We start from the raw sequence: 25,202 nt of genomic DNA on the forward strand, positions 1-25,202 counted from the left end.
GAAAAAATATTGAATGCCACGCTCGAAGTAACAGTCGACGATGCCGGGGAGGCGAGAAACAGACTGAACGTGTTGCCGTTGGTGGCTTCTGCCAAGGGGCACCATGCTGCACGTCCCGCTGCAGCAGGGTCTCGCACTTGAACAAAAAGCAGCGGTGCGGCGGAAAACAATGCGGGCATATTGCCGACTATTGGCCCGGAAAAGCGGTTCGCTGCCACTGCAGACCAGCCGGGGGTGAGGCTAAGATATTGCGCAGTGATCATCAGACCTGACGCAAACTTCACCCATGACCCGGCGCTGCTCGAGCCGGATTCAAAAATTGCACCAGTAGGAACGCCGGCGTTTTGTGAGACCGTGCCAAGCACTGCCGCTACAGCAGCTGTTCCCAGCCCGAGCCCGGTGCGAGCGTCAGTAGCATTCTTACCGCCGGTTCCGCCCTGAGCGAGAGACAGTGCTGTCGTCAGATTTGACAAGGAAGTGATGTCACTGTTGGCGCCCGACTTCGCAGCGCCTAATGTTTGCCTAGCGGCACCATCATCAGCATCATTGAGTAATCCCTGCATGAATATCGACAGGTCTGTAATGCCTGTGCCGCCTTTTTGCGTGGGAAGGACGTCATAGTTGCCAGTGGTTCCGAGCGCGGAAAGAGTCGCTCCCCATTGCCGATTGATTTCGCTGAACGCGTCAGCGAGCGCCTTCGGATACCCTTGCACGGGCATGATCGCGTATGCCGCACCACTTGCTGTTGGCCCTTTATAAGCCGGAATGATGGAGATGACAGTGGCGCTGGCGACGTTGCCTATCTCATAGTTCGCACCGTCCGGGCCGACAAATGCATCACCATTTTTTGCATTAGCAGCAAAATCTGCATTCGTGCCGACAACGGTCGTTGATCCGTTGGTGACGGCAACAGTCCCACCTCTAAGCCAAGGCATGGAAGTATCCTAATTCTGGTCAATAAAAAACCCGCACTGGGCGGGCCTGGGTTCTCATAGCGGACGCATGGGTCGTGCTGCAAAAGTGGTTCTGCCGTTTTTGGCAGTGCCTCCCTCAGAACTGACCATCGCCCCGACATAGCCGTTGAGGGTTGTGCGGATGCCGGCATGGAAGCCGCAGGGCGTCTCAAGCGTCGAGTTACCGTTGTAGATTTTCCCGCCAAGCAACGTCGAGGCGAGGAAATAGTCCTCGTACGACCCCGTCCATGGCATCTGGCACCCACTCCAATAAACCCCGGATACCTCGCCCCCGCGATTGTCCAGCGACCATCCCTCGTTGATGGGGAAGCCGGTCATCACCAGAAGATTGTCCGCGCCGACAAAAATCTGCTCATTGGCAGCATTGCGTAAACGCAGATCGTATTCATTGGGTGGTGACGTAGACCGAAACGTAGCGACCAGCCAACGCCCACTGCAGTCGGTACTGTTGAAGGGCGCCATCAGGTGCAATTTGAAGTAGAACCCGGTCCAGTTGCCCGGGCCGCCGGTCTGCATCAGCGTGTGATACATGCCGTGGTTGTTCGGATTCAAGAACACGTGTGGCGCTTCGGCAGTTGTTATTGGTGCTGGGTAAGTGATCACCGCCGTGGTGATCGTGATCGATGACGTGGGGGTTTTCCCTATGGCGTAGCTGCCAGATGCCGCCACGTTCAAGACTTTGTTGTCACTGTCGATCTGGAAGAAATTCTGGCCGTTACGCGATCTGAATCCATAGTCCATGCCGCCTCCTATTGGTAAGTAAGAATAAACACGTTGAGCACCAGACCCGGACCCCGCCGAACTCTGAGCTGCCCTGCCGACCAGAAAACAGCGGGCAAAGCGAGGTTTTCATTTGTGTGGCTGGCGAGGGTCACGCATACAAACGACTGCGCGGTGATCTCAGGCATGCTGATGAAGCTGGTGAAGTCGCTGGTGATGGGCGGCACGGTGACTTGCCTGGTCACAATCGACCGGACTGTCATCGTTGATGACTCAAGCGTCACCCGACCCATCGCGTCTTTCGTTCTCGCACCGTAGTAGTCCATTACGTCATCTTCCCGAGCGCTGCGCGCTCGATGTAATTCAAGTCGTAGACGTAGATGCCGTTGTTGTTCAGCAACGTATAACCGGTACTGGACTGGCCACGAAGCGTGAACGTACCCGCCGGTATATTGATCTCCAGCAGCGGCAACCCTTGCGAGTTGAGAGCCGCCGATCGCAGCGTCATGCCCAGGACCAGCTCCTTGATGAAGGCTTGGCTGATGATTGCGGTGTTCATGAACACCTGGCCACCCTGCACAACAAATGGCGCAATCATTTGGCCGCTCACCTCATCGAGGATCGCGAACCGTTGGGCGAAGGCAAGGATCTGCGACTCTTGCTGTTCACCTTCCACGCCGATGGCGAGGCCGGCCATTACCGTCCTGTTCCCAACAGTGGTGGATGTTTTGATGGTCGTCAGCGCAGACACTTTGCCGTTCAAGCCGGAAACAGCGGTGCTCGCGGTTTCGGCTTTTGCAGTGGCATTGTTGGCAGTGGCCGAGATCGTCTCGATGCGCTGCGCAGTCGCTTCCTTGTCCGTTGCAACCGCAGACTCCAGCGTTGAGAGATTGGCGGCATTCTTCCCCACCGCAGCATCGAGGGACGTAAAGCGCGTCGCTGACGCAAGTTTCTCCTCCGCTATCACCTTCTCACTCGTCACTATGCTGGCCGTGTTCTGATAAGCCTTCAGCGCGTCGCTCATTGCACCGGTGCCGTCATCCTCTCGCCACGCCGCTTGCAGGGCCTGCATCGTTGACGCCTGCGCGGTGACCTTGCCGTCGATGTCTTCGATTTTGGTCGAATGCTGCTGGATCTGCAGCGCCATCGCGTTGGTGGTCTCGGCAATCGTGCCCATGTCGTACCAGAACTCGGCATTCGGAGGAGCAGTGCCGACCGGCACCGCCTTCACCGCCGAGAACAATCGTCCATCAAGCCGGACCACCTCGCCTTTGCTGTACGGTTTGGTCGGGTCATACGCCATGGCGTCGGTGATTTCGCTGATCAGGTCTTGCAGTTCCTGCTTGGCCTGCTCAAGCCGCTCATTCACCGAGCCTTCACCGTCACCAGAAATCTTCCCGATTTCCTCCAGCAGCTTTTGGCCGAGCGCCGACTCCTGGATCTTGCCAAGGAAGTACTGCTCGTATTCGGCCTGGTCGATGCTTACCTGCCCGTTGACACCGTTTACTGCGGGGAACCACGGACCAACGTTTCCAGTTCGATCGACAAGCCGCGCCCAGAAAAACAGGCTGGTACCGGGGACGACGTTCTGCATTTCGTGGTTTGCCTGTGGGTAGGCAAAGTCTGCCAACTTCACAGAAGCGGCGAGGTCGTTGGTCTTGCTGCTCCAAATCTCGGTGCGCTGAGTATCTTCCGCACCAGGTGGAAACCCCCACTCAAGGCCGATGCCGTAGACCTTGCTGACGGTACGCAGGAACGACACCGCCGGCGGCAAGCCGGTTTTGCCCAGCAGGTCCGTCAGCACCGAGTTGGTCGGCACCGACGAGACATTCATGGCGCTGACCGCGCGCACACGCGCCAGGTACTGCCCCGAATAGATCCCGCGAACATCTACCATCAGTTCACCGGTGCGCGGAACCTTGATCCACTCTCGAGCGCCCCACCGCCATTCGACGTCATAACCCACCGCGCCTGGTGCGGCGTCCCATGCGATGCTCATGCTGGTGACGGCAATGCCCTGCTCAACCACAACGTTCTGGCTGATCAGCACTCGCGCCGGGGCTTCCTGCGTGCCAATCGGAATTCCGCTGATTGGGCGGGTATCAACGACGGCGCCGTTGTCGATGAACGGGAACTTGCTCGGCTCATGCTGGATGACCTCGAGCTGGTACTGGTGCCACTCAGGGCGAGTGACGTTGCGCACGTAGAACTGCATGACTTTCAGGTCGTCGAAGTCGATCACCCAGCCGCATTCCGGCTCTGGCACTTCGCTGTAATTCGCGGCCACAGTGACGGCCCGGCCGTTGACCGAGCTGATTACCCGCGCTTCGGACTTACCACTGGGCAGGTTGACGAAGAGCCTCGCGCCAGTCGGGATCGTTACATCGCGATCGAGGGTGATTACGCGCCCGGCCGCCGAAGATACCCGCCCACCGTTCGCCCGCCCCGCCAGCATCGGATCGCCGACGGAAATGATCTGTCCAGGTTTGGGGATGCCGCCGTCAAGACCAACGCGGAATGTTCCCCCGCGAGTCTGCAGCTGCTCAGTGACCAGCGCCCACTGACCCGCGCGCTGCGCCTGGCCAAGAGACGTGCATCCAAACGCGTCGACGCTGAGTTCGCGAACGGAGCCGAGCTCACTCATTGCTTCGTTATCGAATACCGGCTCCTTGTCGGTTTCGAAGCCCTGCGCCGGGTTGTCCCAGGACACCATCGCGGTTGTGTGCCGATCGCGCCAGCGGGTGCCGTCGTACTTGATCGCGCCGTTATTGAGGATCTGCGACGGGCTGTAGCTGAAAACGGGGTCGCCCGGCATATCCGCATTGACGACGATCTGGCTGCCGTCCCAATAGGCCATGCCGTGGAAGATCGAAGCCAAGTCCTGCAGCACGGCATAGGCTTCGGCCTGCTTTTGAAAATACAGGTTGCAGGTGAAACGCGGCTCTTGCCCGCCCTTACCGTCCGGCACCATCTGGTCGCAGTATTGAGCGATCCGGTACAGCGACCAACGATCAACCATTGTGGCGTCGATGCGCTCGCCGAGGCCGTAATAAGGGTGCAGCACCAGGTCGTAGAAAACCCAGGCCGGGTTATTGGTGTAGGCCTCCTTGAAGGTACCGTCCCAGATCCCGCCGCTGGTACCGGTGCCGCCGGTGGCGTAGGTACGCGTGACCGGGTCATAGTTCGCAGGCACGCGCACGATGCGACCGCGCATCAGCACGGCAATCTTTGCGATATCGCCGCCGAACTGCTGGGCGTCGTACTCGATACAGCCGACGGACGTGAGCGGGTATTCCTGATCACTGTCGACCAGTTCGGCGACGGCCTCGATGAACATGCTGTCCTGCACCAGCGAACTGTTGGCCTCCGGCGTCAGGCGGCGGGCACGCAAGGTCCAACTGTTGCCATCCGGCAACTCGATCCGGTGGGAGCGCTCGTATTTGGTGACGTTCTTTCGGTCGACGAACGAAGTCAGCACGGTCACGTAGGGACCGTTGTCGGTTGAAATATCGATGGCGTAGTCGATCCGCACGCCGTTGATGTTGCCGCTGGCGTCCTGAGATTGAAGCGTCGGCCAGCTCAGGCGCACGCGCGCGGCGTCGATCATGGAGTTGTTGATGCTGTACAGCCAAGTCGTCGACGTGCGCAGCTCTTGGCCGACGGCTATTTCATTGCTGGACTCGGTGACCCCTGCCAAGCGCTCTTGGTGAAGCTCGCCGGAGCGGAACTGCCATTTCACGCCGGGGTAGTTGATCGTCCCGTCTTGCGCCTGGATCGGCGTCCCGTCCAGCCGCACAGAGCGCAGGCCGTCGACCGGCCCAACAATCGGTCCCCAGCTCCAGATGTACACCAGCCGGGCGGTGGCCAGCGACGGAACGCTGTTCGACGCAATGCTTGGCTGCTTTGGCTTGGACTGACCGCCCTTTGCCCCGCTGACGGCTCTCCGCTTCTTCGCAACTGCGCTCATGCGCTTCTCCAAAAATGCAAAAACCCGCCGAAGCGGGTTGGTTGTTCCTGATGATTCAGACGTTGTCTTGGGTGTAAATCCCCCCGGACTCTACGGCGCCGCCGATCTCACGCTCGCCGTACAGCAACGGGTACGGGTTCCCCTGAGCAATCGTCGTCACTGCCGAGCCAAAGCCGTAACTGGGGTTGTTGCCGTCCTCGTTCTTGTCGGAGGTGTTGGCTTTGGTGGTCGGCGACAGCATCTGCACCACGCCGCCTAGGCCGACAGCCGCACCGGTGGCGAGCAGCCCCATGCCGAGCGCGGAGGTGGTGCCGCCAGTGAACAAGCCGGCCACGATCAGCGCCACACCCAAAATCGTTTGGAACACACCGGCCGACTTGCTGCCCTGAATGATCGGCATGATGCGAATCACTTTGGCGCCAGCACCTCGCAAATCCAGCTCTTCCTCCCCGATGTTTCGCTCGTCGAGGAACACGGCAAACACCAGCCCTCGCTCCTCGGCGGTGCGCAAAAACTTCTCGAAGCCCGGCTTCATCTGGCAGAGCGCGCTCATCGCGTCCCGGAAGCCGAAGAGATCCAGCCGGTACTCGCGGCCGAAGCGCTTGCCCAGCACACCGCCGAGTTTGATGGTTGTCATCGTCATGGCCAGTAATCCTTGTGGCGCAGGATCAGTTTCACGCGGTTGGTCATGGACCAGCCGTAAACCTCTCGGCTGGCGAGCCGGCCAGGCATGTGGTGATAAATGAATGGGCCGGACCCGCCGAGCGCCGGTGCCTGCTCACTGGCAAAGTGCGGGTTGTCACCGAGATAAATGGCGGCATGATTTGGGTGAAAGCACGGGCGCCCGATCGTCGGCACCTGTAGCACCAGCATGTCGCCGCGCCGCGCCTCTCCAACTTCGTAAAAGCCCGCGGACTTGAAGTTGACCTCGTACAGGCTCGGCCCGTTCTCGTCCTCCCACCACAGATCGTGACGCTCAAAGTTCGGTAACTGCAAACCGCCCTCGCGCGCGTACCAGTCGCGGCAGGCGCCCCAGCAATCCAGCACGCCATGAGAGAAATCGCGGCCCAGCAACGGCGCTTCGAAGCCCGACGGCTTGAACCATTCGAACTCACCGCCCGGCCAGCCGACAATGCCCCACGGCAGTTCGTGCAGCTCACAGCTGACCCGGTCCGCCATGCTCGGCGTGGGCGCCTTGTCCGGGTGGCTATGAATGATAGCCAGCACCTCGCCCAAGTCCTCGGCGGCAGCCTGGTCGCGCTCGTCGATCTGGAAATTCTCCCGATCCGACTTTGCGCGATTCGTGCACGGCACGTACTGGCGACCGGTCGAGGTTTTCACCAGCAGCCCGCAAGCCTCGCCCGGGTAAGCGCGCTCCGCATGGGCGCGGATTTCGTCCTGCAGCTTTTGATTGATGCGCATTGGCTACCTCGAACTTGCGATAAGGCTTGCACCCATGGAACCGCCGAAGCGACGCGTGTTGCCACGCAGCTTGCAGCTGCTCCACCACCCGCCGCACTGGTCGAGCGCGGGGTTGTCGGTGGTTTCGTTTTTCTTGGTGAACATCGCAGCTCCCATGTACGCGCAGGCCTCACCGCGATAACCACCACGGCACGCCCACCGGCAAAGCTTGGTGATCTGCTGGGACGGCAGCATCTGCCCTTCCATGTCGGTAGGACTGGACATCGAGAACGTCAGCGAGTCGAACGTCTCCTCGGTCTTCTGCTCGATGTACCAGATGTTTTTCCGGCTCTGATTGCTTGCCGTGGGGTTGCCGTCGGGGAAGTTGGCCGCGTCCAGGTAATGGCGGAAGGTCTCGATAACCGTGAACTTCGCGCCGGCAAGGTCGCGGAACTGCAAGCACAGCGCAGTGATCGCCCCGCGCACGCCGCCAAGCTCGTTGGCAATTTGCAACGTCGGCGCCGCGGGCCGCCCGTCCCCACGGATGTCGAATCCTTTCGCTGTGATCTGCAGCGGCGAGTAGAGCTGCCCCTGCCAGACAATGTCGCCTTCCTGTGCATGACCGTGGAACCGCCAGAGGTTCGCACCCAGGCGTGTAGCGTCGAGCTCGAACAGCCGGATCTGGTTGCCCGGCTCGAGCTTTTGAATATCGGTGTTGTAATTCATGAGACCTCAGAAACAAGAAACCCCGCACGAGGCGGGGCTGGTTGGGCGAAACGGTTATGGGTTGAACACCTGTTTGAAGATGAAGGTCAGCGTGTAGAGACCGGCACCGAGCGGCCGAGGCTTATACCCGTTGCATCGGTATCGGCCTTGCTGCCCCCCGGGCGGTGTCCAGAGGAACGACTTGTAACCTTCGTGGCGATCTAGGAATTCCCAAATGCCCTTCAGGTCAGAGCCTGGCGCCAGAACACCGGTGTGCGTCATGTTCCAGGTCTGCCGCTTTGTGTTGATGCCGATGCCGCCAGCTTGCGTGTAACCGTCACCGAAGTCGTTTTCCCAAGTATTCTGGATAACCTCGCCGTCGGCGCCGAGCTGGACGCAGTAGTTGAATGTTTCAGGCATTGGCACCTCCTTTATCTGTCACGTCGCAGCCTTCCAAGCCGGAACAGCGATTTCTTTCGCAGCCGCCAGCATCTCCGTCTCATAGCGCCGTATCCGGATCAGCAATTCACCGTCAGCGGGGCCTTCGTGCATTACGGCAGCAGTCACTCTGGCGATTAAGCGCGCTAGATCTTCGCTGCGCTCCCGCAGGTCCCGACCTGTCCCCAGATACAGCTCACCGCCCAATTTCTTGCCTAGCAAACTCGCCAGTTCATCAGCCAATTCTCTTCTTGCATCAGGACTCATCAAACCCTCCTCCAAAGCAAACCACCCTGCCCCATTTCACGCTGGATGCCTTGCCTTACTTTTTCTTCAACGATTGTCGCGACAGTGTCACCAGTCAATTGAGCGTCTGCTCTGGTGGCTCCGGGTTGCGCTTCAACTGTGATGTTAATGGGAATAGCCACAGACGTGGTGCCTCCGCCGCCAACACTTTCAGTCGCGGCAGACTGCCGAGCGAGAAAGTTTGTCAGGTCCTTGTTCTGCGCCGGCGCTACCACCCGCTCGCCGCCATCGAGCAACCATGTACCTTCCTTGGGGATGTTGCCCATACCGTCGTGCGCCATGCCTGTAAGAGCCGCGGATGAAACGCCAGCAACCATCGGTGCCGTTGCTGCCGCTGCAGCCAGCGCAGCAGCTGGTGCCAGCTCAGGGCCAATAAGCGGTATTCCTGCTGTCGAAGCGTATGCGTTCAATTGAGCCTGGAACGATGCCGCCTGAGCATTGCCGACCATTCCCGCAATCGACGCTGATTGTGTCGTTTTACCGACCAGCAATTGAACACCTTGATAGACCAGCCATTGCGCGGCCATGTCCGACAGAGCCTGCAATGTGGACTTGGCGAAGTTGCCAAGCATGTCGCCGAGTGCGTCGCCGACGCTCTCGGCACCACTTGCGACGTCGGAGAGGAAGGTGCTCAGACTGCTAGTCGCACCGTCGAGCACGGACGCCGTCGCTTCAGCGGCTTGCGAAGAGTAATCCTGAGCAGCATCGACATAGTTCTGCCAGGCATCGCTGACACCATCCATCCAATTCGATTGAGCGTCATCCAGTTGGTTGTAGTAGTCCTGCTGAATGACCAAGCGCTTGGCAAGAGCCTCGTCCAGAAGATCTGTTCCCTTGTTGTAGTTCTGCTCGGCATTAGGATCCTTGGCCAGCACCGCATCTTCATATTGCTTGTACATCTCGCGACGCTGCTTATTGAAATCCTGATCAATGGAGAGCATCTCCTTGAGCCGGGACTTGTACCTGTCGCTTTTCCCTGCGCCAGCGAGTTCCTGATCAAAACCATCCTTCACCGACCGATTGCTTTCGTCGAGGTTAAAGCTCAACGCAGCAAACTTTTTCGCGTCTTCGGTCGCGATCTTACGCAGCTCAATTTCTTTTTCTAATACAGAGTTGCGCTTCAAGTCGGCTGTGATCGACTCCTGTTTGGCGAGAAGCGATTTCTGCTCTGCGGTAAGCGTCTTCTTCGACTTGAGGTCGGAAAGCTCTTGCTCCCACTTGATCAACTCACGTGAAGCGGCACCGATCTTTTCAACATCTCCCTTTTGAGCATCCAGCAGATTGGATTGCTCTTTCAGTACCGCGTACTGCTGGCGGGCCTGATCGAGAACCTTCTGAGCAGCGTCTTCCTGGTATTTCTTCTGGCTTTTATTTGGATCAGTTGTTTCGCTGATCCGTGCGAGTGCCGCGTTCGCGCGCGCGAGTGCGTCTTTTCTTGGATCGACTCCGGCGGTCGGCGTCTCAGCACCTGGAAGCACCATGCTCCGGCCGGTGACACTTGTTTGCTCTGGAGCCGTGAGCAGAGGGTTGCGCCCAGTCAGAAAGCTCGCACTCTTGGAAATATTGCTCGCCGCATCGATCACCCGACGCATTTCGCTGATCTGCGTATTGGCGCTCTCGGTTGCCGCCTTTGCAGAGTCGTCGTGCGCTCTCTTCGCCGCTGCTGCGGCATCTTCGGCGGCCTGTTCCGCGGTATAAAGGCCGATCAGTTGTTTTTTGAGGGCCTCTTGCTGGACCTTGTCATTTTCCTTGAGCGCGTCACGGTACTTCTCCAGCACGTCTTTTTGCTGAGAGATCACCTTCCCCTGTTCACGCTGCTGCGCCGTAAGCCCCATCTGATCAGCCGCATACGCAGCTTGCGCCTCGGCGTTCGCCCCGAACAGATCACGACTCTCGATCAGCTTGGCGAGGTATTTTTCCCAATCGGCGATCTGCCCCTTGGTCTGCCCCCCAGTAAGCGCCTGGGCGTTGGCCAGACCTTTCGCACTTGCAGTTGCTGCCCTGGAAGATGCGTCCACGCCCTCAAGCTTGGCGGCGTAGCCTGCAGCTGTTCCTGAACTGTTGTCGTATGCGGCCGATAATTGAGTCAGTTGCTTAACTACAGCCGGATGCAGTTGGATGCTTTCTTTTGCCCAATCGGTGACGCTATCAAGCGAACGATTACCCTCCCTTACCTCCACAAGCATGCGGTTAAACTGCTTTTGGTACTCGTCCCTATCTCCCGCCATCCCATTGAGGGTGACGCGGGTTTTTATTGCGTACTCGTTCAGGCTGCTTTCGGCAGCGTCCAGTGCCTTTTTACGGCCCTCCTCCCAATCATCAACCTGATACCGCTGCTGCGCGGCGCTAAGCTCCTTGTACTTCTGAATCGACTGCTCAAGCGTGGCGTTATGATCGATGAGCGATTTACTTGCAGTGTCCGCGGAGCCGCCGAAGTCGATGAAAGAGGCGGCAACCAGCGCCGTCATCGCGATCAAACCGACCGGCCCGCTGAGTAAGCCCAAAAGTCCGGATCCGGCAGTTGCTACCGCTCCTACTGAACGATTGGTAATACTTGCCGCAGCAGCGGCGCGCTCAGAAGCTTTGACTGCCGCGTTTGCAGCCAAGGTGGTTTCGGCATAACCGGCGGCGGCGGCGCTGCGCAGCGCGTAACCCGCTTGGATTTCTGCCGAAGTGGCCGTGCTTGTTGCTGCAAGTCCCGCTTCCGCTGCCTGGATCTGCCTGATGATGGCGACTTCATCAAGGCGAGCGAGCGCCATTCTGTTGCGAGCAGCGGCGCGACCCTGCTCAGATATTTGGGCGGCCAAGCGCTGCTCTTCTAGAACCCTTTCCGCAGCCAGCGTAGCTTGAACACTTTTGAGGTTGTTGATTTCCGATTGTTGACGAACTCGGTCGGACGCGACTTTCTGTTCGGCAGACAAAACCTCAAGATTTGCACGCTCGAGCAAAGCCTTGGCGTCGACCTGGCGCGCCTGCGCGGTTGCGAGCGCCTGCCTAGCGTTTGCAGCGTCTGCCTCCACGCTCTTCCAGGTGGCGGCCGCGCTGTAGACCAGCGCGCCCGCCTGCTTAATCGAAGCCGTCGTAGCTGCGGCAAAACCGATTGCCGCTTGCCCAGCGGAGAACACGAGCCGTGTGCCGATGATGTAAGCCAGCGTTTCGGCTGCGTTCGATATTTGTTCAAAGGTTTTTGAAGTGGCCGCGAAATCTTTTGTCAGTCCATCAATGGACTTGGACACCTTGACGATATTCGCCGATATGGCGGCACTGACACCGCTCGCCTGATCCATTCTGCCGATGAACTGGGTCAGGGAGTTGCCAGTGGCAGTGATGCTGTTGCCGATCGTCACAGCTGTCTTGCTGAAAAGATCCGAGACTGCTTGCTCTTGCGCCTGCAAAGCTTTTACGACGGCATCGGCAGTTAGTTTTCCCTCGGCGCCAAGCGAGCGCAATTCACCGACCGTTTTCCCCATGCCCGCGGCGATAGCCTGCGCCAGAGCCGGCGCTTGCTCCATGACGCTGTTCAGCTCTTCGCCACGCAGCACGCCAGAGGCAAAAGCCTGGCCCAGCTGGACCAGTGCAGCGTCGGCCGACGCGGCTGATGCTCCGGAAATTGCCAACGTCTTGCTGATCGTACCGACGACACCCGCCACGCCCTCGCCGGTGAGCTTGAGCTCCTTCTGATTGGTCGCAATCCGCTGATACAGCTCAGCTGTTGAGCTGAGGGGCTGATAGGCGCTTTGAGCGATGGCGAAAACTGCGCTTTGCGCTGTAGCCAGTTCCGCAGAACTTTCGGTCACCAGCTTCAATCGACTGGTCAGCTTCGTGTAGGCCTCTGAGGCGCTGTAGATAGCGCTCAAGCTGAACGCTGCTGCCAGAGGACCCGCAAGGCTTGATACGGCTCCAGAAAGAGAAAGAAACTGGCTTTGCAGCGCACTTACTCTGGCTGCAGCAGCATCAGCGGCAGCTCCAGTACGAGTCACCGATTGCGATGCTCGATCCATGTTCTGCTGGAATCCGCCGATTCGCGCAATAAGATCCAGCGTCAATGTTCCGAGCGATCTTGACGCCATTTACTTTTCTCCAGGCATAAAAAAACCCACCGAAGTGGGCTTCATGTTTTTTGCAATGAGTTACTTGGCGAAGCCTTGAACATCCGCGTTAAAAAGATCTAACGCCCTGTTTGATATGTCGGCACACCAAGACCGACCTCGACAATCGAATGTTGCATTGATGGAATATTTCCCATCAGAGATAACCTGCTTGTAAGCAGTACCGTTCAAATAGCCAACCTTGCTAGCTGGGAAAGTTTGTAGATAGCTATCGGATGCGGTCATAAGTCTCATTCTGGATATCGCTGGCAAAGATTTGATAGCCCGCCCCCACATCTCCGAACATTGAGCCTCGCCGGTACATACTGGCGTTGGGTGTATTTGAGAAACGGGCAGTGGCGGCTTTGATGGTTGCTGAGCACAACCAGTAGCAGCCATAACCACTAGCGATAACACGCAAGCCTTTTGCATAACCAATCTCCATCGTAATTTGCATCAATCTATCACCATCCATGGCGATGATCACACCCACTCCTCCATCGCCTGTTCAAGCGTTACCTCTACGATCCGCTCGGCGTTCGGCATGAAGTCGACAAGCTCGGCTTTCCCGCCAGCCCCGCGATTCACCTGTAGCGCGATAAGTGCCGTGCTCAACTCTAGGCGCCGGCCAAGATTCAGCGTTCCGTATTTGTCCCGGTACGCAGACCAGGCCAACACTTCCGAATAGGAAATATTGGCCTTCGCTTCGGCAATGGTGCTCCCGCCGATTCCGTTGAGCACCAGTTCGTGCATCAGTTCGTCGGCGGGGCTGAGTTCTTTACCGGATGGTTCACCTCGTTGACGGCGGTCAAAAGCACGAAGCCCAACGCCGGGTCGAGGTTGACGGCATCGGCGAATGGAAGCTCTTCGGTGCCCTTGTCGCCGAGCATGATGCTGGCCGACAAATAGCGCGCGTTCTTGGAGACTTCCGCGTCACCACCGGCGAACATGCCCTCCATGTTGCCGAAAGTATGGCGCCGCACATGGATCTTGAACTTGTCGACGACCTCCTGGCCGTTTTCGTCCAAGTGCTTCCACACGACTTCTTTCTTCACGAGCGCGTCAGTTACCACGCCGCCTTTTTTCTTCAGTTGTTGCAGATTCATAGCGCCCCCTTAGGCAGTTTTGCGAACCCAGGCTGAACCGCCCGAGCGTTGAATCGTTGCCGCGGTGCTCACCACGGCGTTGGCCGCGAAGTCGAACGGGAAGTCACTCACGTAGCCTTCGAACACGAACCAGGTGCGAGTCGCTGGCAGTACGAAACTGTCGCCTTGAGCGACCTCGGCGGTTGCGGTGGCACCCGTGCCGGCACCGGTGAAGGCAACGGTCGGAGCGCTGGTGTAACCGGTGCCAGGGTTTGTAATGGTGACGCCAGTGACCGCGCCACCAGAGACGGTCGCGGTTCCTGCGGCACCGGTACCGCCACCGCCCGTAAAGGCGACTGTCGGTGCCGTGGTGTAGCCGGTACCGCCAGAGCCAATTGTCACGGCGTCGATGGCGCCACCCGAAGCCACAGTCGGAGCAGCCTTGCCATCGGACCAGCCCACAGCCCATTGAACGGTGGTATCGCCGTCGGTTTCCGACAATTGATGCAGACGGATGTGGCTAGCGTTGTTTGGGTCAGCGTTGACGGTCAGTGAAGCCTGGCCCGGGGTGCGCAAACCTTTCTTGTAGCGCCGCGAAGTGTCCTCGAGGCACGTGTCCTCGATCTGATCCGCCGGCGAGCCGCCTGGGCTGAATGCGGTCGCGCATTCGATGGCCAGCACGGTTTTCGGGCCGGTACCGGACAGAGGCGGGACGAGTGCGTAAATCTGGGTTCCTTGTGAAAGGATCGACATGGCGTTCTCCAAATGTAGGGCATAAAAAACCCGCACTCGGCGGGTTGTATGGGGTGTTGCTCTATCGAAGGGTGATCCAGTCGATATCAAAGCTGCGGTGGTAGTCCTTAGTCGTCGGGTCTGTACCAGAGGCACCCCAGTGGGTGATGTTTGCGCTCAATTCCAGCGCATCCCGCAACGCCCTGGTGACCTTCATCACCGAGTCCGCGCTGCTGGCATACACGTCGACCTGTAGCGTGAATCCGTCCGCGTCTGGACGGCCGGCCAGGTAGTTCTCAGGGCTTCCGTCGATCAGGTTCCAGACGACATAAGGCTTCAACACACCTTCAGGAGCTTCGTCGAACGAGTAGATTCGGCAATCAATGCCGCCACCGATCAGCGCCGAGACGGTCGGATCGGTTGAGCAGACAAGAAAAATCGGTGGATCCATCAGCGCCCCCTGAGAGCAGCATCAATTTCACGATTGAGACTGGCGATAAACTGATCCGTGACCGCGCCAACGTTTTGCGAGAATGCCGGACGCATAAACGGCGCCGGCGGCGTGAACTGCGTGCCGAACTCGATGTAACGCCAGTGCCTGGTGTCGCCGCCCGGGTTTCCGCTCGCATCCTTGCTGTGCTGGTTCGCCCCAGCACCACCCCGGACCCCGACGCGCATGACCACACCGCCTTCGCGCCGGGATTGCTTTGTCGCTTCCTGGGTGATGATGTTTTTCCAGACTTTCTCTGCGGTTTCAGGATCGTCCAGCACCTTCGCCCGCGCCTTGGCATCATCGCGCACGATGTTCATCGCTTCGCGGGCAGCCTTGCGCAGGCCTCTCTTCTGCAGCTTGGGCGCCAGGCCGCGCATATTCGCAACCACCGATTCCAGTCCCTGTAATTGGAATGAACCTGAACTAGCCATCCTTGATCCCCTTCGAAACCAGCAGCGTCAGATACTCAAGACCTGACTCCTTGTCGGCGAGCGGCGGTCCCTCGATGCTGTAAATTTCACCGCGATGAACAATGCGCATCGTCGGCAGCACGCCGGATCGATAACGAATCACCACCCGGCCTGTGACTTGCGACTGACCAGCCTTGGCGGCAACAAAGTCGCGAGCGGACAGATCTTCAACCGCAGCCCAGACTTTGGCGAACTCCACCCAGGCCGGCTCGAGGAAGTTGCCGGTAACGGGGTCTCGCGGGGTGATTTTGTGCTGGATTTCGATGCGGTGACGCAGTTTTCCGGCCTGCATCAGACACCCCACTCGACCCGGTATGGCGTCAATAGAGACTTTGATCCAGACGGCAATTCGCTAAAAGTCCCGCCAGCGACATCGTCTTCACGATTTTCGTAAAGGCTCCCAGCCTTCAGCAAACAGGCCGCAACAATCGACGGGTTTATAACGATGGGGTCAGGCCCCGCCGTACCGTCAAGAATCGCAGCCGCCAGCGCATCGGCATCTGCATAGAAGCGCCGATTCAGGTATTGAGCGGCGCTATCTTCCGCAGCTGCCAGTAGAAGCTCGACATGGGATTGGTCAAAGTCCTCAGCGCGCAGATGGCGCATTGCGATCTGGATATCGATGACGGTCATATCAGGAGCCTTTCTTTTTGCCAGCCGAGGTTTTCGCTTCAGCTTTTTCGGTGGTCAGCGGTACGGCGTCCTGTTGCTGCTCCGTCAAGTCAACGACTGGATCATCCGTGCCGTCGTCATCCTCGGCATAACCCCGATCCTTCAATTGGCGCCCGTGCTGCTCGTCGGTGATGAAAGACTTCCCTTCTGGATAGGCAACACCCGCGAGCAGTAGCGGCTTGATCAGTATCAGTCTCATGACGGTCTCCAATCGGGGCCGCCGTGAGGCGACCCTGCGTTAGTTAAGGGGCGGTTGGTGGGGTGAACGTGCCGTAGATGAACGCTTCCGGACGCTTGACCGCCAGTGCCGCTCGCTCTTCGCAGCGGATCGAGATCATGTTTTTCTCGAAGTCGTCGGCGTTCTCGGTGGAGATCACCACGTTGGCGTCTTCGCGATCGAACAACTGGGCGCCGGTCTGGAAGGCGCCGGTCAGGAACTTGCCTTGGAACGCGGCGATTTCGGTCGCGACGACTGGCAGGCCCCACAGCAACGGACCAGCAAGCCCCAGTGGATTAGCCAGGATGTAGCGGCCCAAGGTGTCCTTGGTAAGTTCAATCTTCGCCCAGTCGATGAAGTGCAGGACGTGACCGGAAGCGGGCAGACGAGCCAGTTGGGCCTGCAACATCGCCAGGCGCAGATCATCGATGCCCGACTGATGTTCCACGGTGAAAGCTGGATCGAAAGCGGTGGCCTGCGGAACGATGCCGTGAAGATGCACGCCAGTGCCGTCACCGAACAGGATTTCTTGTTCTTCAGCGTATTTCAGCCCGTAACGCATTTCGATATCGATGGTGGACTGCAACTGCGAGAAGTCATCGAGGATCTGCTTCGATGCTTTGAACATGTGAGCGATGGTGCTCACCGGGGTGATTTTGGTCGCGAACTGGATATCGCTGTACGGCTTCGTGGTGCCCTCGGCGACAACCCGAGCGGCGTTGGTGAAACCGGTTTGCTGCACCCAGAAAATGGCAGAAGAGTCGGTGCGACCTGGCGCGATCAAATCGCGAATGAACAGTCGTTGCTTCGGCGGCGAATCAATACCAGGTAGGCGAGTCGGCTCAACAATGCCCGTCGGCACATTGCCGCTCAAAAGAGCGGCATGAACTGGGATGCTGATGCGACGGTTACCTTCGACATGTGCAGAGAACTGCTTCAGCGCTTCGCTTTTGATGACTACGCCGCCGACCGTATCGCGGGACGCTGCCGAGGTGTTCGCCGGAGTTCGCGCGAACTCCTGCTCCAGCTCACCGAGCTGCGCTTTCAACTGTTTTTCCGCCTCGGTCAGGCTGTTGAATTTGGTAGCCAGTTCGTCGACTGCATTTTTGGTTTCAGCCGACAGCGAGCCGGCTTTCTTGGCTTCGGCCAGCGCGTTCTCAGCCTGCTTGCTGAATTCGTCGGTGGCCTTTTTGAGTTCGTTGGAAACGTTCTTCAAGAGGTCGGCAGTAGTGTCGCTCATGTTTTTTCTCCGGTTTGAGTAGCTGCTGCCGAGAACCGCGAAAGTGCGGCTTGTAATTCGGCAATGGGGTCGGCCAAGTCGGCCGGGGTTGCGGCAGCGTTCTGCTTGCCGGAGGTGGTAGCGCCAGGCGTACCAGCCTTGAGTTCTTGAATGAGGGCGCGGCGCTCTGAGCGAGGCATGCCCTGTTTTGCCAGGATCAGATCCATGCGGCGCGCGGCGACCTGGTGCGGCGCCGATGCGCTCGCATCCTCGATGGCGGCGTCCGACGATAGAAGGCTGTCGGCAAAACCCGCGTCGATAGCAGCGGCCCCGCCCATCCAGGTCTCGACATCCATCAGCTTGCGCATGGCGTCGATGGGGTCACCGGTGCGTACGGCGTAGATATCAGCGAGTGTTCCGTCGATCTGCTCGAGGAAGTCGGCGACCTCGCGAATGTCGTTGCGATCGCCTGCGGCCATGGTCCAGCTGTTGTGGATCATCAGGAAGCCGGCTCGGGCGATCTGGATTTCGTCCGCAGCCATTGCAATGAATGAAGCTGCGCTGGCGGCAAGGCCGAGAATCTGCACCGTGACCTTGCCTTTGTGCTCGCGAAACAGGTTGTAAATCGCCAAACCCTCGAACACGTCACCGCCCGGACTGTTGATCTTGACGATCACATCACTGTCGCCAATGGACCGGAGCGCTGCGCTGATGCGCTTTGCCGTTACTCCCTCGCCTGTCCACCAGTCGTAACCGATCGGGTCATAAATGGTGATGGTGTTGTCGTCAGTGCTGGCTGCCTTGATCGATGGGTTCCACCGCTCCAAGGCCTTCGGCGTCAGGTCGCAGTGAACCTGCGCGCGCGGCCGAGCCTCCGGCGCCGCCGGAATGGTCTTAAGGGTCATCGGTTACTCCAGGATCAAGCGGCGAGGAGCCGCGGTAGTGAGATCAGTGCGTGGGCCATCATTGGCCCATCCGGGTTTCCGGCATCGAGCGCCTTGGTAGCCAGGTCGAAGGCTTCCTTGATGGCTTCCTTGTCCCCGCTCTGATTCGCTGCAGTGATGCGCAACATGAAGGCGGTAGCCGCCGGCGACATGCCGGCCGACTGTTTGCCGAGCTGGTCAAGCGGCACAAGCGCCGACTGAACAGTGAACGTATCGCCACCCGGGATTGGAGCCATGTTTTCCAGGCGCCGCACTTCATTGCGGCACATCCAGCCGTTTTGCAGGGCTGTGTTGTACCAAGCGCCGCGACCGGCGCTGTCAGCGCGTAGAAGGCCTTCTACCGCGAACTCAGCGAAGAACTCGTCGGCATCCACCTCACCGATCAGGCAGCGAGTGATTTCCTGCTCAATGTTCACCAGGAGCGGGCGGAGGCTGTTGGTTAGAAAGTGCAGGTTCTGCGCCTCCACTGAACTGGCCCAGCTGGATTGTTTATCCATGTGCCCGACCATGAAGGGCGGCACGCGGAACCAACGACACATCTCCTCGATACTGAACGAACGCGACTCCAGCATCTGGGATGCTTCAGGGTTCATCGTGATGCCCTGATATTTCAGCCCCGCTTCGGCCACCATGATCTTGCCGGCGTTCTTGGAGCCCATGAACGATCCGAGGCTTTTACGCAGCTGCTCACGCTGTGCCGGGGTAAGCACCTTGTCGCTGGTCAAAATCCCGGAGGCCTGCATACCCTGGGCGAAGACTTTTGCAGCGGCCTCTTCCACCGCCATGGCTGAACCGAAAATCTCCTTGCCAGTCGTGACCGGTAGCATCCCGCAAACGCCGTCCAGACCAAAGCCGCGAATGTGCATAAGGGTCTTTTCCGGGATGTCGCGCTCAACTCCATTTTCGGTATAGGTGTATTTGAGTCGGCCATTGTCATCGCGCTTGACCTTCATGCACTGGGGCAGAAGCGGCACCAGGGCGATGATCCGGCCGGCCAGCATCTTTTTCTCTACGAAGGCGTTGCCGCGCAGACAGATGCTCGCCACCACCAGCAGCATGAATCTTTGCGGGGTCATTTCCGCGTTGGGCACCCGACATAGCAGCCGATACAAAGGGTGGTCGGTGGCCGGAGATCGAGAGCCATCCGGGAGCCGCCGGTACAGCTTCAGTGGCAACGTCGAGACGGATTCCGAGAGCAGTCGCACGCAAGCCCAGACCGTGGACAGCTGCATCGCCTTGTCGACCGACACATGCTGACCACTGACCGAACTACCAAACCATTCCTTCCAGAACGCGCCATCTTTTAATCCGATGGGCACACCAAGCCAGTCTTGAAGAGCGGCCTTGATTCGCCCGGGTTTCTTTTCGCGCGCCATCAAAGCCCCACCATAATTGGATTGTCGAAAAAGCCCTGAAGATCGCCGCAACCCACCGGGTTCAGCGCTATGAGCGTCGTTGCGTCGAAAGTAGCCATCAGCGGGTCAATCTTCGCCGACCCACTTACCTGCTTGTTGATCGCAATCGCATTGCCAACCGCGACCGTTCTGGCGTTACCAACGCACCAGGCCATTAGCCGCGTACCGCCGTGAACAAACTCGCCGCCGGCGACCTTGCGTTCAGTGGTTTTGATTGCCCCGTTGAGCCGCCAGCCCTGGGAGATCGAAACAATCTGCTCCATCGTGATGCCGCGCTCTTCCGTAGTCAGCTCATCAATGATGTCGCCAATACCAGCCGAGTCGACACCAATTGCCTGTTTGTCTGGCAGAAGACCGGCATCGCGCACTTCGCAAATGATGTCAGCCACCTGCAGAACATCATCGCCAGGGCGGTCAACAATGGTCAGGTCGCCATCCGCTTCGAAGCCGAGTAGGTTTGAAACAATGTCCTTACGACGATCCAGCGCGATCTTGTGGGCCCAGGCGTGCGACCAGTGCAGCCACCGCCGCGTTTCTCGCTCGCGACCAATCAGGCTGAGGCCCAATAGGTCATCCAGCCCTCCACCATCGATCCCTACCACAATCACTTCGGAGCGCTTGAGCAACTCATCAAAAGTCAGCGACTTGTCGCCAGCGGCCTCCCAGTGGTCGGCGCCAGCCCAGCGATCAGAGCGAAGGTCCAACCCGATCTCTACGTTAAGGTGCTTTGCGAGAAACCCGCGAATGGCGCCTTCACCTTCCGCTTGGGCCTCTTGGTATTTCTGCTCAATGACCTGCTGGTCGACGGACAGACCCCAATTTGGGTTGGTGACATGAGCGTTAGCCAGGTCGCGATGATCGCCCTGCTTGATCATTTCTTGCGGGAACTCGTAGATCACCGGAAGAAATCGACGATCCACAATTTTTCCATCGCGGACGTTTCTGGCGTAGTCGAGTTTCGCCTTGAAAACTCCAGCCGGCGGCTCATCCGATTGTGTAGTGCAGTAAAATACGAAGCCCTCGGGCCGAGAAGCCAGTCCGCCCGTCGCTTCCACGAGCATCTTCGCTGACTTAGCTTGCTTCCCAAACTCCCAAAGCTCGTCGATGAATACCCCGGTAGCTTTTTTGCCGGTGACCGTCGCGGAGTCGGCAGCGACAACTTTCAAGTTTGCCTTGTTCAGGTGGTCGGTAATGATTCGGTTGTATTCCTGCACATGGAATCTTGCCTTGAGGTCATCGTCGGCATCGATCATGTCCCTGATCGGCTTGAAGGCGTTGTCGGCAGCTTCCTTCGTGGGCGCCAGAATCAGGAACTCTCCTGATGGTCGAGTGTTCAAGATCAGCGCGGTTAGCATGATCCCGGCGGCGATCGTGCTTTTTCCGTTCTTCTTGCTCACCATCAGGAAATAATTGGTGATCAGCCGACGGCCGGCCTCTGCGTCGTACGCGCCGAATAGCGCGGCCACCAGGTCTAGAACCCACGCCCTGCAGGTATCAGCCATCAACGGGCTGCCGTCAGCATCGACCATCCGGAGATTGCCGAACACGTCCAGCGCATCCTCGGCCTGATCGGGGAAGATTGGCGCAAGCGGGACCAGCGACTGACCCTGCACAATACGGTCTTCCCACTCTGGGCAGGCGGTGGTCCATGTTTTCATTTAACGGCCTTCAGATGACGTTCGCGCAAACCAAAACGGCTGCTCGCTCCAACCTTTGCAGCATCCTCGAGCTTCTGTTCTTTCTTACCCATGCCGGACTTCTTACCGTGGAAATACGGCAGTGCCGATTGGGCGGCGTTGCGACGGTCGAAGATTTTCGCCTTGGGTTCATTCATCAGAGCCAGCAGCCACACGAGCGGATCATCCGTATTGGGGAGTTCGGCTAAGTCCTCACTGTCCCCGTCTGATGGGTCATTGCCGAGGTCGGTCGCGGGTGGCGAGCCTTTAACATTCTGGCCGGCCTTTAACTTCTCCAGGGCAGCAACAACATCGGGGTCTTTTGCAAGTCTGGATCCAGCGGCAGAAGCGCTAGCGGCCGCGTATCCAGCGGCTTCCGCCGCTTCGCGATTCGAGGCACCAGAAGCCTTTGATTCGACAAAACGGCGTTTTTTATTTGTTAACGCCATTAACAAAAACCTTTAAAAAGGGGAAAAAAGTCGCGCGTGAGAGGGGGAGTGGTCTAGAGTCGAAAAGCTCCGAACTCTGAGGGCACCCCTCCCCCCTTGATGCACGTCACTGGCGTGCTTCATAGGCAGCGGCCAGCGGAAGGCAGCTCCAGGCCTTCCCGCTGACGAGCTGAGGGATGTATTCGCGACACACCCCAAACTCGCGGGCGAGGTCTGCGCTTTGCTCACCAGCCCCATGCCTGCGCCTGATCTCAAGAACTTGCAGGTCGGTCAGCTTTCTGCGCCTTGATCGCATGCCAGGTCCGAGCGTGCCGTGCCTTATCGCATCAGCTGTGTTCTCGAGCCTCGTCCCCCATGCAAGGTTGCTGGGACGGTTATCCAGTGAGTCACCATTCAGATGCCGGGCTTCATGCGCAGCAGATGGTGGTGGCCCGCCATACGCCTTGAGTATCAGTCGGTGGACCTCGAAGCGGTGACGCTGCCTCTTGCCCCCGAACTTGACGCTCAACGTCACGGCCTTGTAACCGTCACGCACCCTGGACTTGATCAGCCTGCCTTGCCCCGACCTTACGGACACAACTTCCCCGTCCTCGTTGGCGAAGTAGCCATCAAGGTCCGGTATCGGTTGCATTGTCTTTCCTGAGTTAGAACCCCTGGGCTTCCTCTTTCTGTTTGGTCGAGCTGTGGCAGTGGGCACATAGCGAAACCCAGTGGCTCCGATCCCAGAAGATCGTCATGTCGCCGCGATGAGGAGTGCTGTGGTCGACCACCGTCGCAGCCGTTACCCGCCCTTCACTCTCGCAATACGCACAGAGGGGATTAAGATCGAGGTGATTGAGTCTGGCTTTCTGCCACTTGTATCCGTAGCCACGCTGGGCTGATGTTTCTTTGCCGGTTCGCCAACTGTCCGGGTTTACCGTGGACATCTGGCGAACCCCTACAGGTGTAAGCCTGGACTTGAGGCTGGGTATCTTGGCCATCAGGTCACCTTGCTCCCGTCCATGTAGGTCGATGGTGCGGCGTCCGGGTCTTGTTCACCCTGCTCGTCCGCCAGCACTTCGATCATCAGGATTTGTTGCTTGGCGATCTGCTCGAGGAGCGCCGTCTGTTTCTTCTGCTCGCCGAGGATCTCGACCAATAAGCAGCTTACTTGCTCGCTCATACCGAAACCTTGGTGAACACGCGGGTCTTTGAACCCAGAGGTGTTACATCCAGATCAACGAGATCTGCCTCGACGAACTCAGCATCGGCGCTCACCGGCTGAATGATCCGCGGGAGCAGCGTGATAGTCGCCTGCCATACACCGCCGGCGCTTGCAGTAAGCGTGACCGCAGTAACGCCTGTCAGCTCACTGCCGTCGCTCAGCATTACCTTGGTGCCCTGAGCTAACTGGGCGCTGCCGGGCTTCTGATTCGGCGGGGGCACGATCGTCACCACGCTCAAAGAGTTTTGCTGCTCGTTCATATGCAAGCCTCGACATCTTGTTGATCCATTCGCGCCGGGCGGCGCATCCACTACAAGTAGCCATTCAGTCCACCTGCACTATGCGAGCGACGTTGCCGCGGGCACGCCAGACCAGAACAGCAGCCAACCCATAGAAAGCAGTGTTGAACCACGACGCGTCAGCGAACTCGCCCTCGATCACCATGCGGCCCACCAGACTCACGCACTGCATGCCGGTTACAGCACACGCAGCCCAAGCGATCAGCGAGATCGAGAGCTTGTAGCGTGAGTTGGGATAGGGGCTGTAGCGCAACCCGATCATGGTAAAGATGACCGCACAAAGTGCGGCCTGAATGACAGCAGCCATTTAACTCTCCTTCCGTGCCCGGAGGCGGAAGAACCATTGCAGCCAGCGCGGCATGATGCCTGTGTGCATCCATTCGAGGATGCCGGTTGCGACTGCAACACATATCGCGCCACAGACGAATCCGCTGAATCCCGCTGTTTTGGTCCAGGTGAGCCCCAAGAGTTCGGCAGCGCCGAAATAACCGCCGATCCAGCCGGCGAAGAGATAACCAATGCGGCGCCAAGTTGGCATGGCGTCCGCTGCGACGACGAAGAGAAACGCTCCGCCGAATGCTCCAACAAGTGCCGACAGGTCGATCTGGGGGAAAGCTGCACCCAAGCCAAGGCTGGCGACCACACCAGTTACAGCGAGTGCGCCAGTGCTCGGCTCAGCCATGTGCCGCTCCATCAATAAAAGAGGCCTGCGCGGCCTGGGCAATGCCCGAAAACGAAAAAGCCCCGCTCGGTGGCGGGGCTTCGTGTGTCGTCTCTCATAACGCGCAAGATCGACATGATGGGGTTAATTTACGGCCAAGTGGCCATCATGGTCAAGCGGCGTCTACAAAGATTTGTTCCCGGTCGAAAATCTCGGTGGCATGGATCACCGCAGCCTCTTCCAGCTGCTCAAGTCGCTTGTGAATTCCACCACGCCAGTTGCGCCGAGTGCGCTCTGGCGAGCCGGCCAGATCCCAGGTGTTCATGTCGTAGAACTCAGCCGGCAGCACGATCATGTCAGTCGACCGCTTCCCCACCTGCACGCCCTTGAGCTTCGGAATTGCCCACGCTGTGAGAGCCTTGTAAATGAACAGCTGGGGCGCTGGCGAGGTCATGCGCGCGACCAGACGGCCAATCGCGGCGAACTTATTCGCCTTGTGCGTCGAATACTTCGCAACTAGGACGTCCCACTGCGCGGGATCAAGCTGACGGTGCAGCAGCGCATAGAGGCAGCAGTCGTAATCGAACTTGTCGCGGGGTGATAGGGAGCTGCCATTGCCGCCTTGGCGCAGATCGGCATCGATCAGCTTTTGCCAAGACTGCTTGGTGCTGTTGTCGATGTTGTCAGCGGCGAGCACGCGCACCAGAGTGCCCATCACGTCTTTATAGATGCCCATCGCTCAATCCCCCCGGAAAGTCGAGCGGCCTGCGCCGCGTGTATTGGTTTGCTGGTAGTGCTTGGCCTCAGAACTGAGTGGCGAGCAGTTGAGCGCCTTTAGTTGCGATGACAGGTTTCGCACTTTCAAGCCGAGTTGCACCACCAGGTCCTCGATCAAAAGCGGCTCCAGCGTCTCGGCATGAACGAGACCTGACGAGTGGCAGCCGATGCATTCGAGTTGATGGAAAACGCCTTGGATCAGGCCGGCGCCATGGCACGAGGGGCACTCTGTCATCGGGATCTGGCGACGCACAAAAGCGGGGCCATGCTGCTTTTTATCCATTTTTAAA

At 58.6% G+C, this 25,202-nt stretch carries 31 protein-coding genes and 1 pseudogene; all 32 read right to left on the minus strand.

Annotated features, from left to right (window positions below; all coding sequences use genetic code 11):
* Nucleotides 1-935: pseudogene (locus ACP7D9_RS08655) on the minus strand (hypothetical protein); the annotation flags it as partial.
* Between the two features lie 54 nt (nt 936-989).
* Nucleotides 990-1,715 (minus strand): hypothetical protein, encoded by a 726-nt coding sequence (locus ACP7D9_RS08660; RefSeq protein ID WP_426156734.1) that lies wholly within the window; start codon nt 1,713-1,715, stop codon nt 990-992.
* A gap of 8 nt (nt 1,716-1,723) precedes the next feature.
* Nucleotides 1,724-2,020 carry a hypothetical protein gene (locus ACP7D9_RS08665; RefSeq protein WP_397478852.1) on the minus strand — a complete coding sequence of 99 codons (297 nt, stop codon included), beginning with the start codon at nt 2,018-2,020 and terminating at the stop codon, nt 1,724-1,726.
* Nucleotides 2,020-5,661, minus strand: a complete 3,642-nt coding sequence (locus ACP7D9_RS08670) for a host specificity protein J (RefSeq protein WP_426156736.1) — start codon at nt 5,659-5,661, stop codon at nt 2,020-2,022. The genes ACP7D9_RS08665 and ACP7D9_RS08670 overlap by 1 nt, the downstream gene beginning before the upstream one ends.
* Nucleotides 5,662-5,716: 55 nt before the next feature.
* A complete protein-coding gene (locus ACP7D9_RS08675; RefSeq protein ID WP_426156738.1) occupies nt 5,717-6,304 on the minus strand; it encodes a tail assembly protein in 588 nt (195 codons plus the stop codon).
* Entirely contained in the window at nt 6,301-7,083 is a 783-nt protein-coding gene (locus ACP7D9_RS08680; RefSeq protein ID WP_426156740.1) for a C40 family peptidase, read from the minus strand. The genes ACP7D9_RS08675 and ACP7D9_RS08680 overlap by 4 nt, the downstream gene beginning before the upstream one ends.
* Nucleotides 7,084-7,086: 3 nt before the next feature.
* Nucleotides 7,087-7,788, minus strand: coding sequence for a phage minor tail protein L (locus ACP7D9_RS08685; protein WP_426156742.1), 702 nt, complete (start codon nt 7,786-7,788; stop codon nt 7,087-7,089).
* A 54-nt stretch (nt 7,789-7,842) separates the two neighbouring features.
* Nucleotides 7,843-8,187: a phage tail protein gene (locus ACP7D9_RS08690; protein WP_426156744.1), complete on the minus strand. Its 345-nt coding sequence runs from the start codon at nt 8,185-8,187 to the stop codon at nt 7,843-7,845.
* Nucleotides 8,188-8,205: 18 nt separating this feature from the next.
* Nucleotides 8,206-8,472: a hypothetical protein gene (locus ACP7D9_RS08695; protein WP_426156746.1), complete on the minus strand. Its 267-nt coding sequence runs from the start codon at nt 8,470-8,472 to the stop codon at nt 8,206-8,208.
* On the minus strand, nt 8,472-12,581 hold the full coding sequence (locus ACP7D9_RS08700) for a tape measure protein (protein ID WP_426156748.1): 4,110 nt from the start codon (nt 12,579-12,581) through the stop codon (nt 8,472-8,474). Before ACP7D9_RS08700 ends, ACP7D9_RS08695 begins: the two co-directional genes overlap by 1 nt.
* Nucleotides 12,582-12,828: 247 nt before the next feature.
* On the minus strand, nt 12,829-13,086 hold the full coding sequence (locus ACP7D9_RS08705) for a hypothetical protein (protein ID WP_426156750.1): 258 nt from the start codon (nt 13,084-13,086) through the stop codon (nt 12,829-12,831).
* On the minus strand, nt 13,083-13,352 hold the full coding sequence (locus tag ACP7D9_RS08710) for a phage tail assembly protein T (RefSeq protein ID WP_426156752.1): 270 nt from the start codon (nt 13,350-13,352) through the stop codon (nt 13,083-13,085). The genes ACP7D9_RS08705 and ACP7D9_RS08710 overlap by 4 nt, the downstream gene beginning before the upstream one ends.
* On the minus strand, nt 13,352-13,705 hold the full coding sequence (locus ACP7D9_RS08715; RefSeq protein WP_426156754.1) for a phage tail assembly chaperone family protein, TAC: 354 nt from the start codon (nt 13,703-13,705) through the stop codon (nt 13,352-13,354). Before ACP7D9_RS08715 ends, ACP7D9_RS08710 begins: the two co-directional genes overlap by 1 nt.
* A 9-nt stretch (nt 13,706-13,714) precedes the next feature.
* Nucleotides 13,715-14,437, minus strand: coding sequence for a phage tail tube protein (locus tag ACP7D9_RS08720; protein ID WP_426156756.1), 723 nt, complete (start codon nt 14,435-14,437; stop codon nt 13,715-13,717).
* 61 nt (nt 14,438-14,498) lie between these two features.
* A complete protein-coding gene (locus tag ACP7D9_RS08725; protein ID WP_426156758.1) occupies nt 14,499-14,867 on the minus strand; it encodes a DUF3168 domain-containing protein in 369 nt (122 codons plus the stop codon).
* Complete coding sequence (locus ACP7D9_RS08730) at nt 14,867-15,340, minus strand: HK97-gp10 family putative phage morphogenesis protein (RefSeq protein WP_426156760.1); 474 nt, start codon at nt 15,338-15,340, stop codon at nt 14,867-14,869. The genes ACP7D9_RS08725 and ACP7D9_RS08730 overlap by 1 nt, the downstream gene beginning before the upstream one ends.
* Nucleotides 15,333-15,671, minus strand: coding sequence for a phage head closure protein (locus tag ACP7D9_RS08735; RefSeq protein ID WP_426156762.1), 339 nt, complete (start codon nt 15,669-15,671; stop codon nt 15,333-15,335). The genes ACP7D9_RS08730 and ACP7D9_RS08735 overlap by 8 nt, the downstream gene beginning before the upstream one ends.
* Nucleotides 15,671-16,012, minus strand: a complete 342-nt coding sequence (locus ACP7D9_RS08740; RefSeq protein WP_426156764.1) for a head-tail connector protein — start codon at nt 16,010-16,012, stop codon at nt 15,671-15,673. The genes ACP7D9_RS08735 and ACP7D9_RS08740 overlap by 1 nt, the downstream gene beginning before the upstream one ends.
* 1 nt (nt 16,013) lies before the next feature.
* The gene (locus ACP7D9_RS08745) at nt 16,014-16,250 is read right to left on the minus strand and encodes a hypothetical protein (protein WP_426156766.1); all 237 of its coding nucleotides are present in this window, start codon (nt 16,248-16,250) and stop codon (nt 16,014-16,016) included.
* A 43-nt stretch (nt 16,251-16,293) separates the two neighbouring features.
* Nucleotides 16,294-17,508: a phage major capsid protein gene (locus ACP7D9_RS08750; protein ID WP_426156768.1), complete on the minus strand. Its 1,215-nt coding sequence runs from the start codon at nt 17,506-17,508 to the stop codon at nt 16,294-16,296.
* Complete coding sequence (locus tag ACP7D9_RS08755) at nt 17,505-18,392, minus strand: head maturation protease, ClpP-related (RefSeq protein ID WP_426156770.1); 888 nt, start codon at nt 18,390-18,392, stop codon at nt 17,505-17,507. The genes ACP7D9_RS08750 and ACP7D9_RS08755 overlap by 4 nt, the downstream gene beginning before the upstream one ends.
* A 14-nt stretch (nt 18,393-18,406) precedes the next feature.
* Nucleotides 18,407-19,807 (minus strand): phage portal protein, encoded by a 1,401-nt coding sequence (locus tag ACP7D9_RS08760; RefSeq protein WP_426156772.1) that lies wholly within the window; start codon nt 19,805-19,807, stop codon nt 18,407-18,409.
* On the minus strand, nt 19,807-21,504 hold the full coding sequence (locus ACP7D9_RS08765) for a terminase large subunit (protein ID WP_426156774.1): 1,698 nt from the start codon (nt 21,502-21,504) through the stop codon (nt 19,807-19,809). Before ACP7D9_RS08765 ends, ACP7D9_RS08760 begins: the two co-directional genes overlap by 1 nt.
* Nucleotides 21,501-21,971 (minus strand): terminase small subunit, encoded by a 471-nt coding sequence (locus tag ACP7D9_RS08770; protein ID WP_426156776.1) that lies wholly within the window; start codon nt 21,969-21,971, stop codon nt 21,501-21,503. Before ACP7D9_RS08770 ends, ACP7D9_RS08765 begins: the two co-directional genes overlap by 4 nt.
* 106 nt (nt 21,972-22,077) lie before the next feature.
* On the minus strand, nt 22,078-22,602 hold the full coding sequence (locus tag ACP7D9_RS08775; RefSeq protein WP_426156778.1) for an HNH endonuclease: 525 nt from the start codon (nt 22,600-22,602) through the stop codon (nt 22,078-22,080).
* A 13-nt stretch (nt 22,603-22,615) separates the two neighbouring features.
* The gene (locus ACP7D9_RS08780; RefSeq protein WP_426156780.1) at nt 22,616-22,951 is read right to left on the minus strand and encodes an HNH endonuclease; all 336 of its coding nucleotides are present in this window, start codon (nt 22,949-22,951) and stop codon (nt 22,616-22,618) included.
* Nucleotides 22,951-23,133, minus strand: coding sequence for a hypothetical protein (locus tag ACP7D9_RS08785; protein WP_426156782.1), 183 nt, complete (start codon nt 23,131-23,133; stop codon nt 22,951-22,953). The genes ACP7D9_RS08780 and ACP7D9_RS08785 overlap by 1 nt, the downstream gene beginning before the upstream one ends.
* On the minus strand, nt 23,130-23,435 hold the full coding sequence (locus ACP7D9_RS08790) for a hypothetical protein (protein WP_426156784.1): 306 nt from the start codon (nt 23,433-23,435) through the stop codon (nt 23,130-23,132). The genes ACP7D9_RS08785 and ACP7D9_RS08790 overlap by 4 nt, the downstream gene beginning before the upstream one ends.
* 64 nt (nt 23,436-23,499) lie before the next feature.
* Nucleotides 23,500-23,781, minus strand: a complete 282-nt coding sequence (locus ACP7D9_RS08795) for a phage holin family protein (protein ID WP_071171687.1) — start codon at nt 23,779-23,781, stop codon at nt 23,500-23,502.
* On the minus strand, nt 23,782-24,156 hold the full coding sequence (locus ACP7D9_RS08800; RefSeq protein WP_071171686.1) for a putative holin: 375 nt from the start codon (nt 24,154-24,156) through the stop codon (nt 23,782-23,784).
* A gap of 151 nt (nt 24,157-24,307) precedes the next feature.
* Nucleotides 24,308-24,871, minus strand: coding sequence for a hypothetical protein (locus ACP7D9_RS08805; RefSeq protein WP_426156786.1), 564 nt, complete (start codon nt 24,869-24,871; stop codon nt 24,308-24,310).
* Between the two features lie 3 nt (nt 24,872-24,874).
* Nucleotides 24,875-25,195, minus strand: coding sequence for a hypothetical protein (locus ACP7D9_RS08810; protein WP_426156788.1), 321 nt, complete (start codon nt 25,193-25,195; stop codon nt 24,875-24,877).
* Nucleotides 25,196-25,202: the final 7 nt, after the last annotated feature.

Origin of the sequence: Pseudomonas sp. TSRC2-2, from assembly GCF_049897785.1 — a bacterium.
Lineage (GTDB): Bacteria > Pseudomonadota > Gammaproteobacteria > Pseudomonadales > Pseudomonadaceae > Aquipseudomonas.

Coding starts and splice junctions, on each gene's coding strand:
- ACP7D9_RS08715 (WP_426156754.1), bottom strand. CDS start 13,705: ATGAATCTGCAACAACTGAAGAAAAAAGGCGGCGTGGTAACTGACGCG.
- ACP7D9_RS08790 (WP_426156784.1), bottom strand. CDS start 23,435: ATGAACGAGCAGCAAAACTCTTTGAGCGTGGTGACGATCGTGCCCCCG.
- ACP7D9_RS08725 (WP_426156758.1), bottom strand. CDS start 14,867: ATGGATCCACCGATTTTTCTTGTCTGCTCAACCGATCCGACCGTCTCG.
- ACP7D9_RS08740 (WP_426156764.1), bottom strand. CDS start 16,012: ATGACCGTCATCGATATCCAGATCGCAATGCGCCATCTGCGCGCTGAG.
- ACP7D9_RS08665 (WP_397478852.1), bottom strand. CDS start 2,020: ATGGACTACTACGGTGCGAGAACGAAAGACGCGATGGGTCGGGTGACG.
- ACP7D9_RS08810 (WP_426156788.1), bottom strand. CDS start 25,195: ATGGATAAAAAGCAGCATGGCCCCGCTTTTGTGCGTCGCCAGATCCCG.
- ACP7D9_RS08675 (WP_426156738.1), bottom strand. CDS start 6,304: ATGACGATGACAACCATCAAACTCGGCGGTGTGCTGGGCAAGCGCTTC.
- ACP7D9_RS08690 (WP_426156744.1), bottom strand. CDS start 8,187: ATGCCTGAAACATTCAACTACTGCGTCCAGCTCGGCGCCGACGGCGAG.
- ACP7D9_RS08800 (WP_071171686.1), bottom strand. CDS start 24,156: ATGGCTGAGCCGAGCACTGGCGCACTCGCTGTAACTGGTGTGGTCGCC.
- ACP7D9_RS08780 (WP_426156780.1), bottom strand. CDS start 22,951: ATGGCCAAGATACCCAGCCTCAAGTCCAGGCTTACACCTGTAGGGGTT.
- ACP7D9_RS08700 (WP_426156748.1), bottom strand. CDS start 12,581: ATGGCGTCAAGATCGCTCGGAACATTGACGCTGGATCTTATTGCGCGA.
- ACP7D9_RS08660 (WP_426156734.1), bottom strand. CDS start 1,715: ATGGACTATGGATTCAGATCGCGTAACGGCCAGAATTTCTTCCAGATC.
- ACP7D9_RS08750 (WP_426156768.1), bottom strand. CDS start 17,508: ATGAGCGACACTACTGCCGACCTCTTGAAGAACGTTTCCAACGAACTC.
- ACP7D9_RS08745 (WP_426156766.1), bottom strand. CDS start 16,250: ATGAGACTGATACTGATCAAGCCGCTACTGCTCGCGGGTGTTGCCTAT.
- ACP7D9_RS08730 (WP_426156760.1), bottom strand. CDS start 15,340: ATGGCTAGTTCAGGTTCATTCCAATTACAGGGACTGGAATCGGTGGTT.
- ACP7D9_RS08710 (WP_426156752.1), bottom strand. CDS start 13,352: ATGCACGAACTGGTGCTCAACGGAATCGGCGGGAGCACCATTGCCGAA.
- ACP7D9_RS08785 (WP_426156782.1), bottom strand. CDS start 23,133: ATGAGCGAGCAAGTAAGCTGCTTATTGGTCGAGATCCTCGGCGAGCAG.
- ACP7D9_RS08760 (WP_426156772.1), bottom strand. CDS start 19,807: ATGGCGCGCGAAAAGAAACCCGGGCGAATCAAGGCCGCTCTTCAAGAC.
- ACP7D9_RS08685 (WP_426156742.1), bottom strand. CDS start 7,788: ATGAATTACAACACCGATATTCAAAAGCTCGAGCCGGGCAACCAGATC.
- ACP7D9_RS08775 (WP_426156778.1), bottom strand. CDS start 22,602: ATGCAACCGATACCGGACCTTGATGGCTACTTCGCCAACGAGGACGGG.
- ACP7D9_RS08805 (WP_426156786.1), bottom strand. CDS start 24,871: ATGGGCATCTATAAAGACGTGATGGGCACTCTGGTGCGCGTGCTCGCC.
- ACP7D9_RS08755 (WP_426156770.1), bottom strand. CDS start 18,392: ATGACCCTTAAGACCATTCCGGCGGCGCCGGAGGCTCGGCCGCGCGCG.
- ACP7D9_RS08670 (WP_426156736.1), bottom strand. CDS start 5,661: ATGAGCGCAGTTGCGAAGAAGCGGAGAGCCGTCAGCGGGGCAAAGGGC.
- ACP7D9_RS08765 (WP_426156774.1), bottom strand. CDS start 21,504: ATGAAAACATGGACCACCGCCTGCCCAGAGTGGGAAGACCGTATTGTG.
- ACP7D9_RS08720 (WP_426156756.1), bottom strand. CDS start 14,437: ATGTCGATCCTTTCACAAGGAACCCAGATTTACGCACTCGTCCCGCCT.
- ACP7D9_RS08695 (WP_426156746.1), bottom strand. CDS start 8,472: ATGAGTCCTGATGCAAGAAGAGAATTGGCTGATGAACTGGCGAGTTTG.
- ACP7D9_RS08735 (WP_426156762.1), bottom strand. CDS start 15,671: ATGCAGGCCGGAAAACTGCGTCACCGCATCGAAATCCAGCACAAAATC.
- ACP7D9_RS08680 (WP_426156740.1), bottom strand. CDS start 7,083: ATGCGCATCAATCAAAAGCTGCAGGACGAAATCCGCGCCCATGCGGAG.
- ACP7D9_RS08795 (WP_071171687.1), bottom strand. CDS start 23,781: ATGGCTGCTGTCATTCAGGCCGCACTTTGTGCGGTCATCTTTACCATG.
- ACP7D9_RS08770 (WP_426156776.1), bottom strand. CDS start 21,971: ATGGCGTTAACAAATAAAAAACGCCGTTTTGTCGAATCAAAGGCTTCT.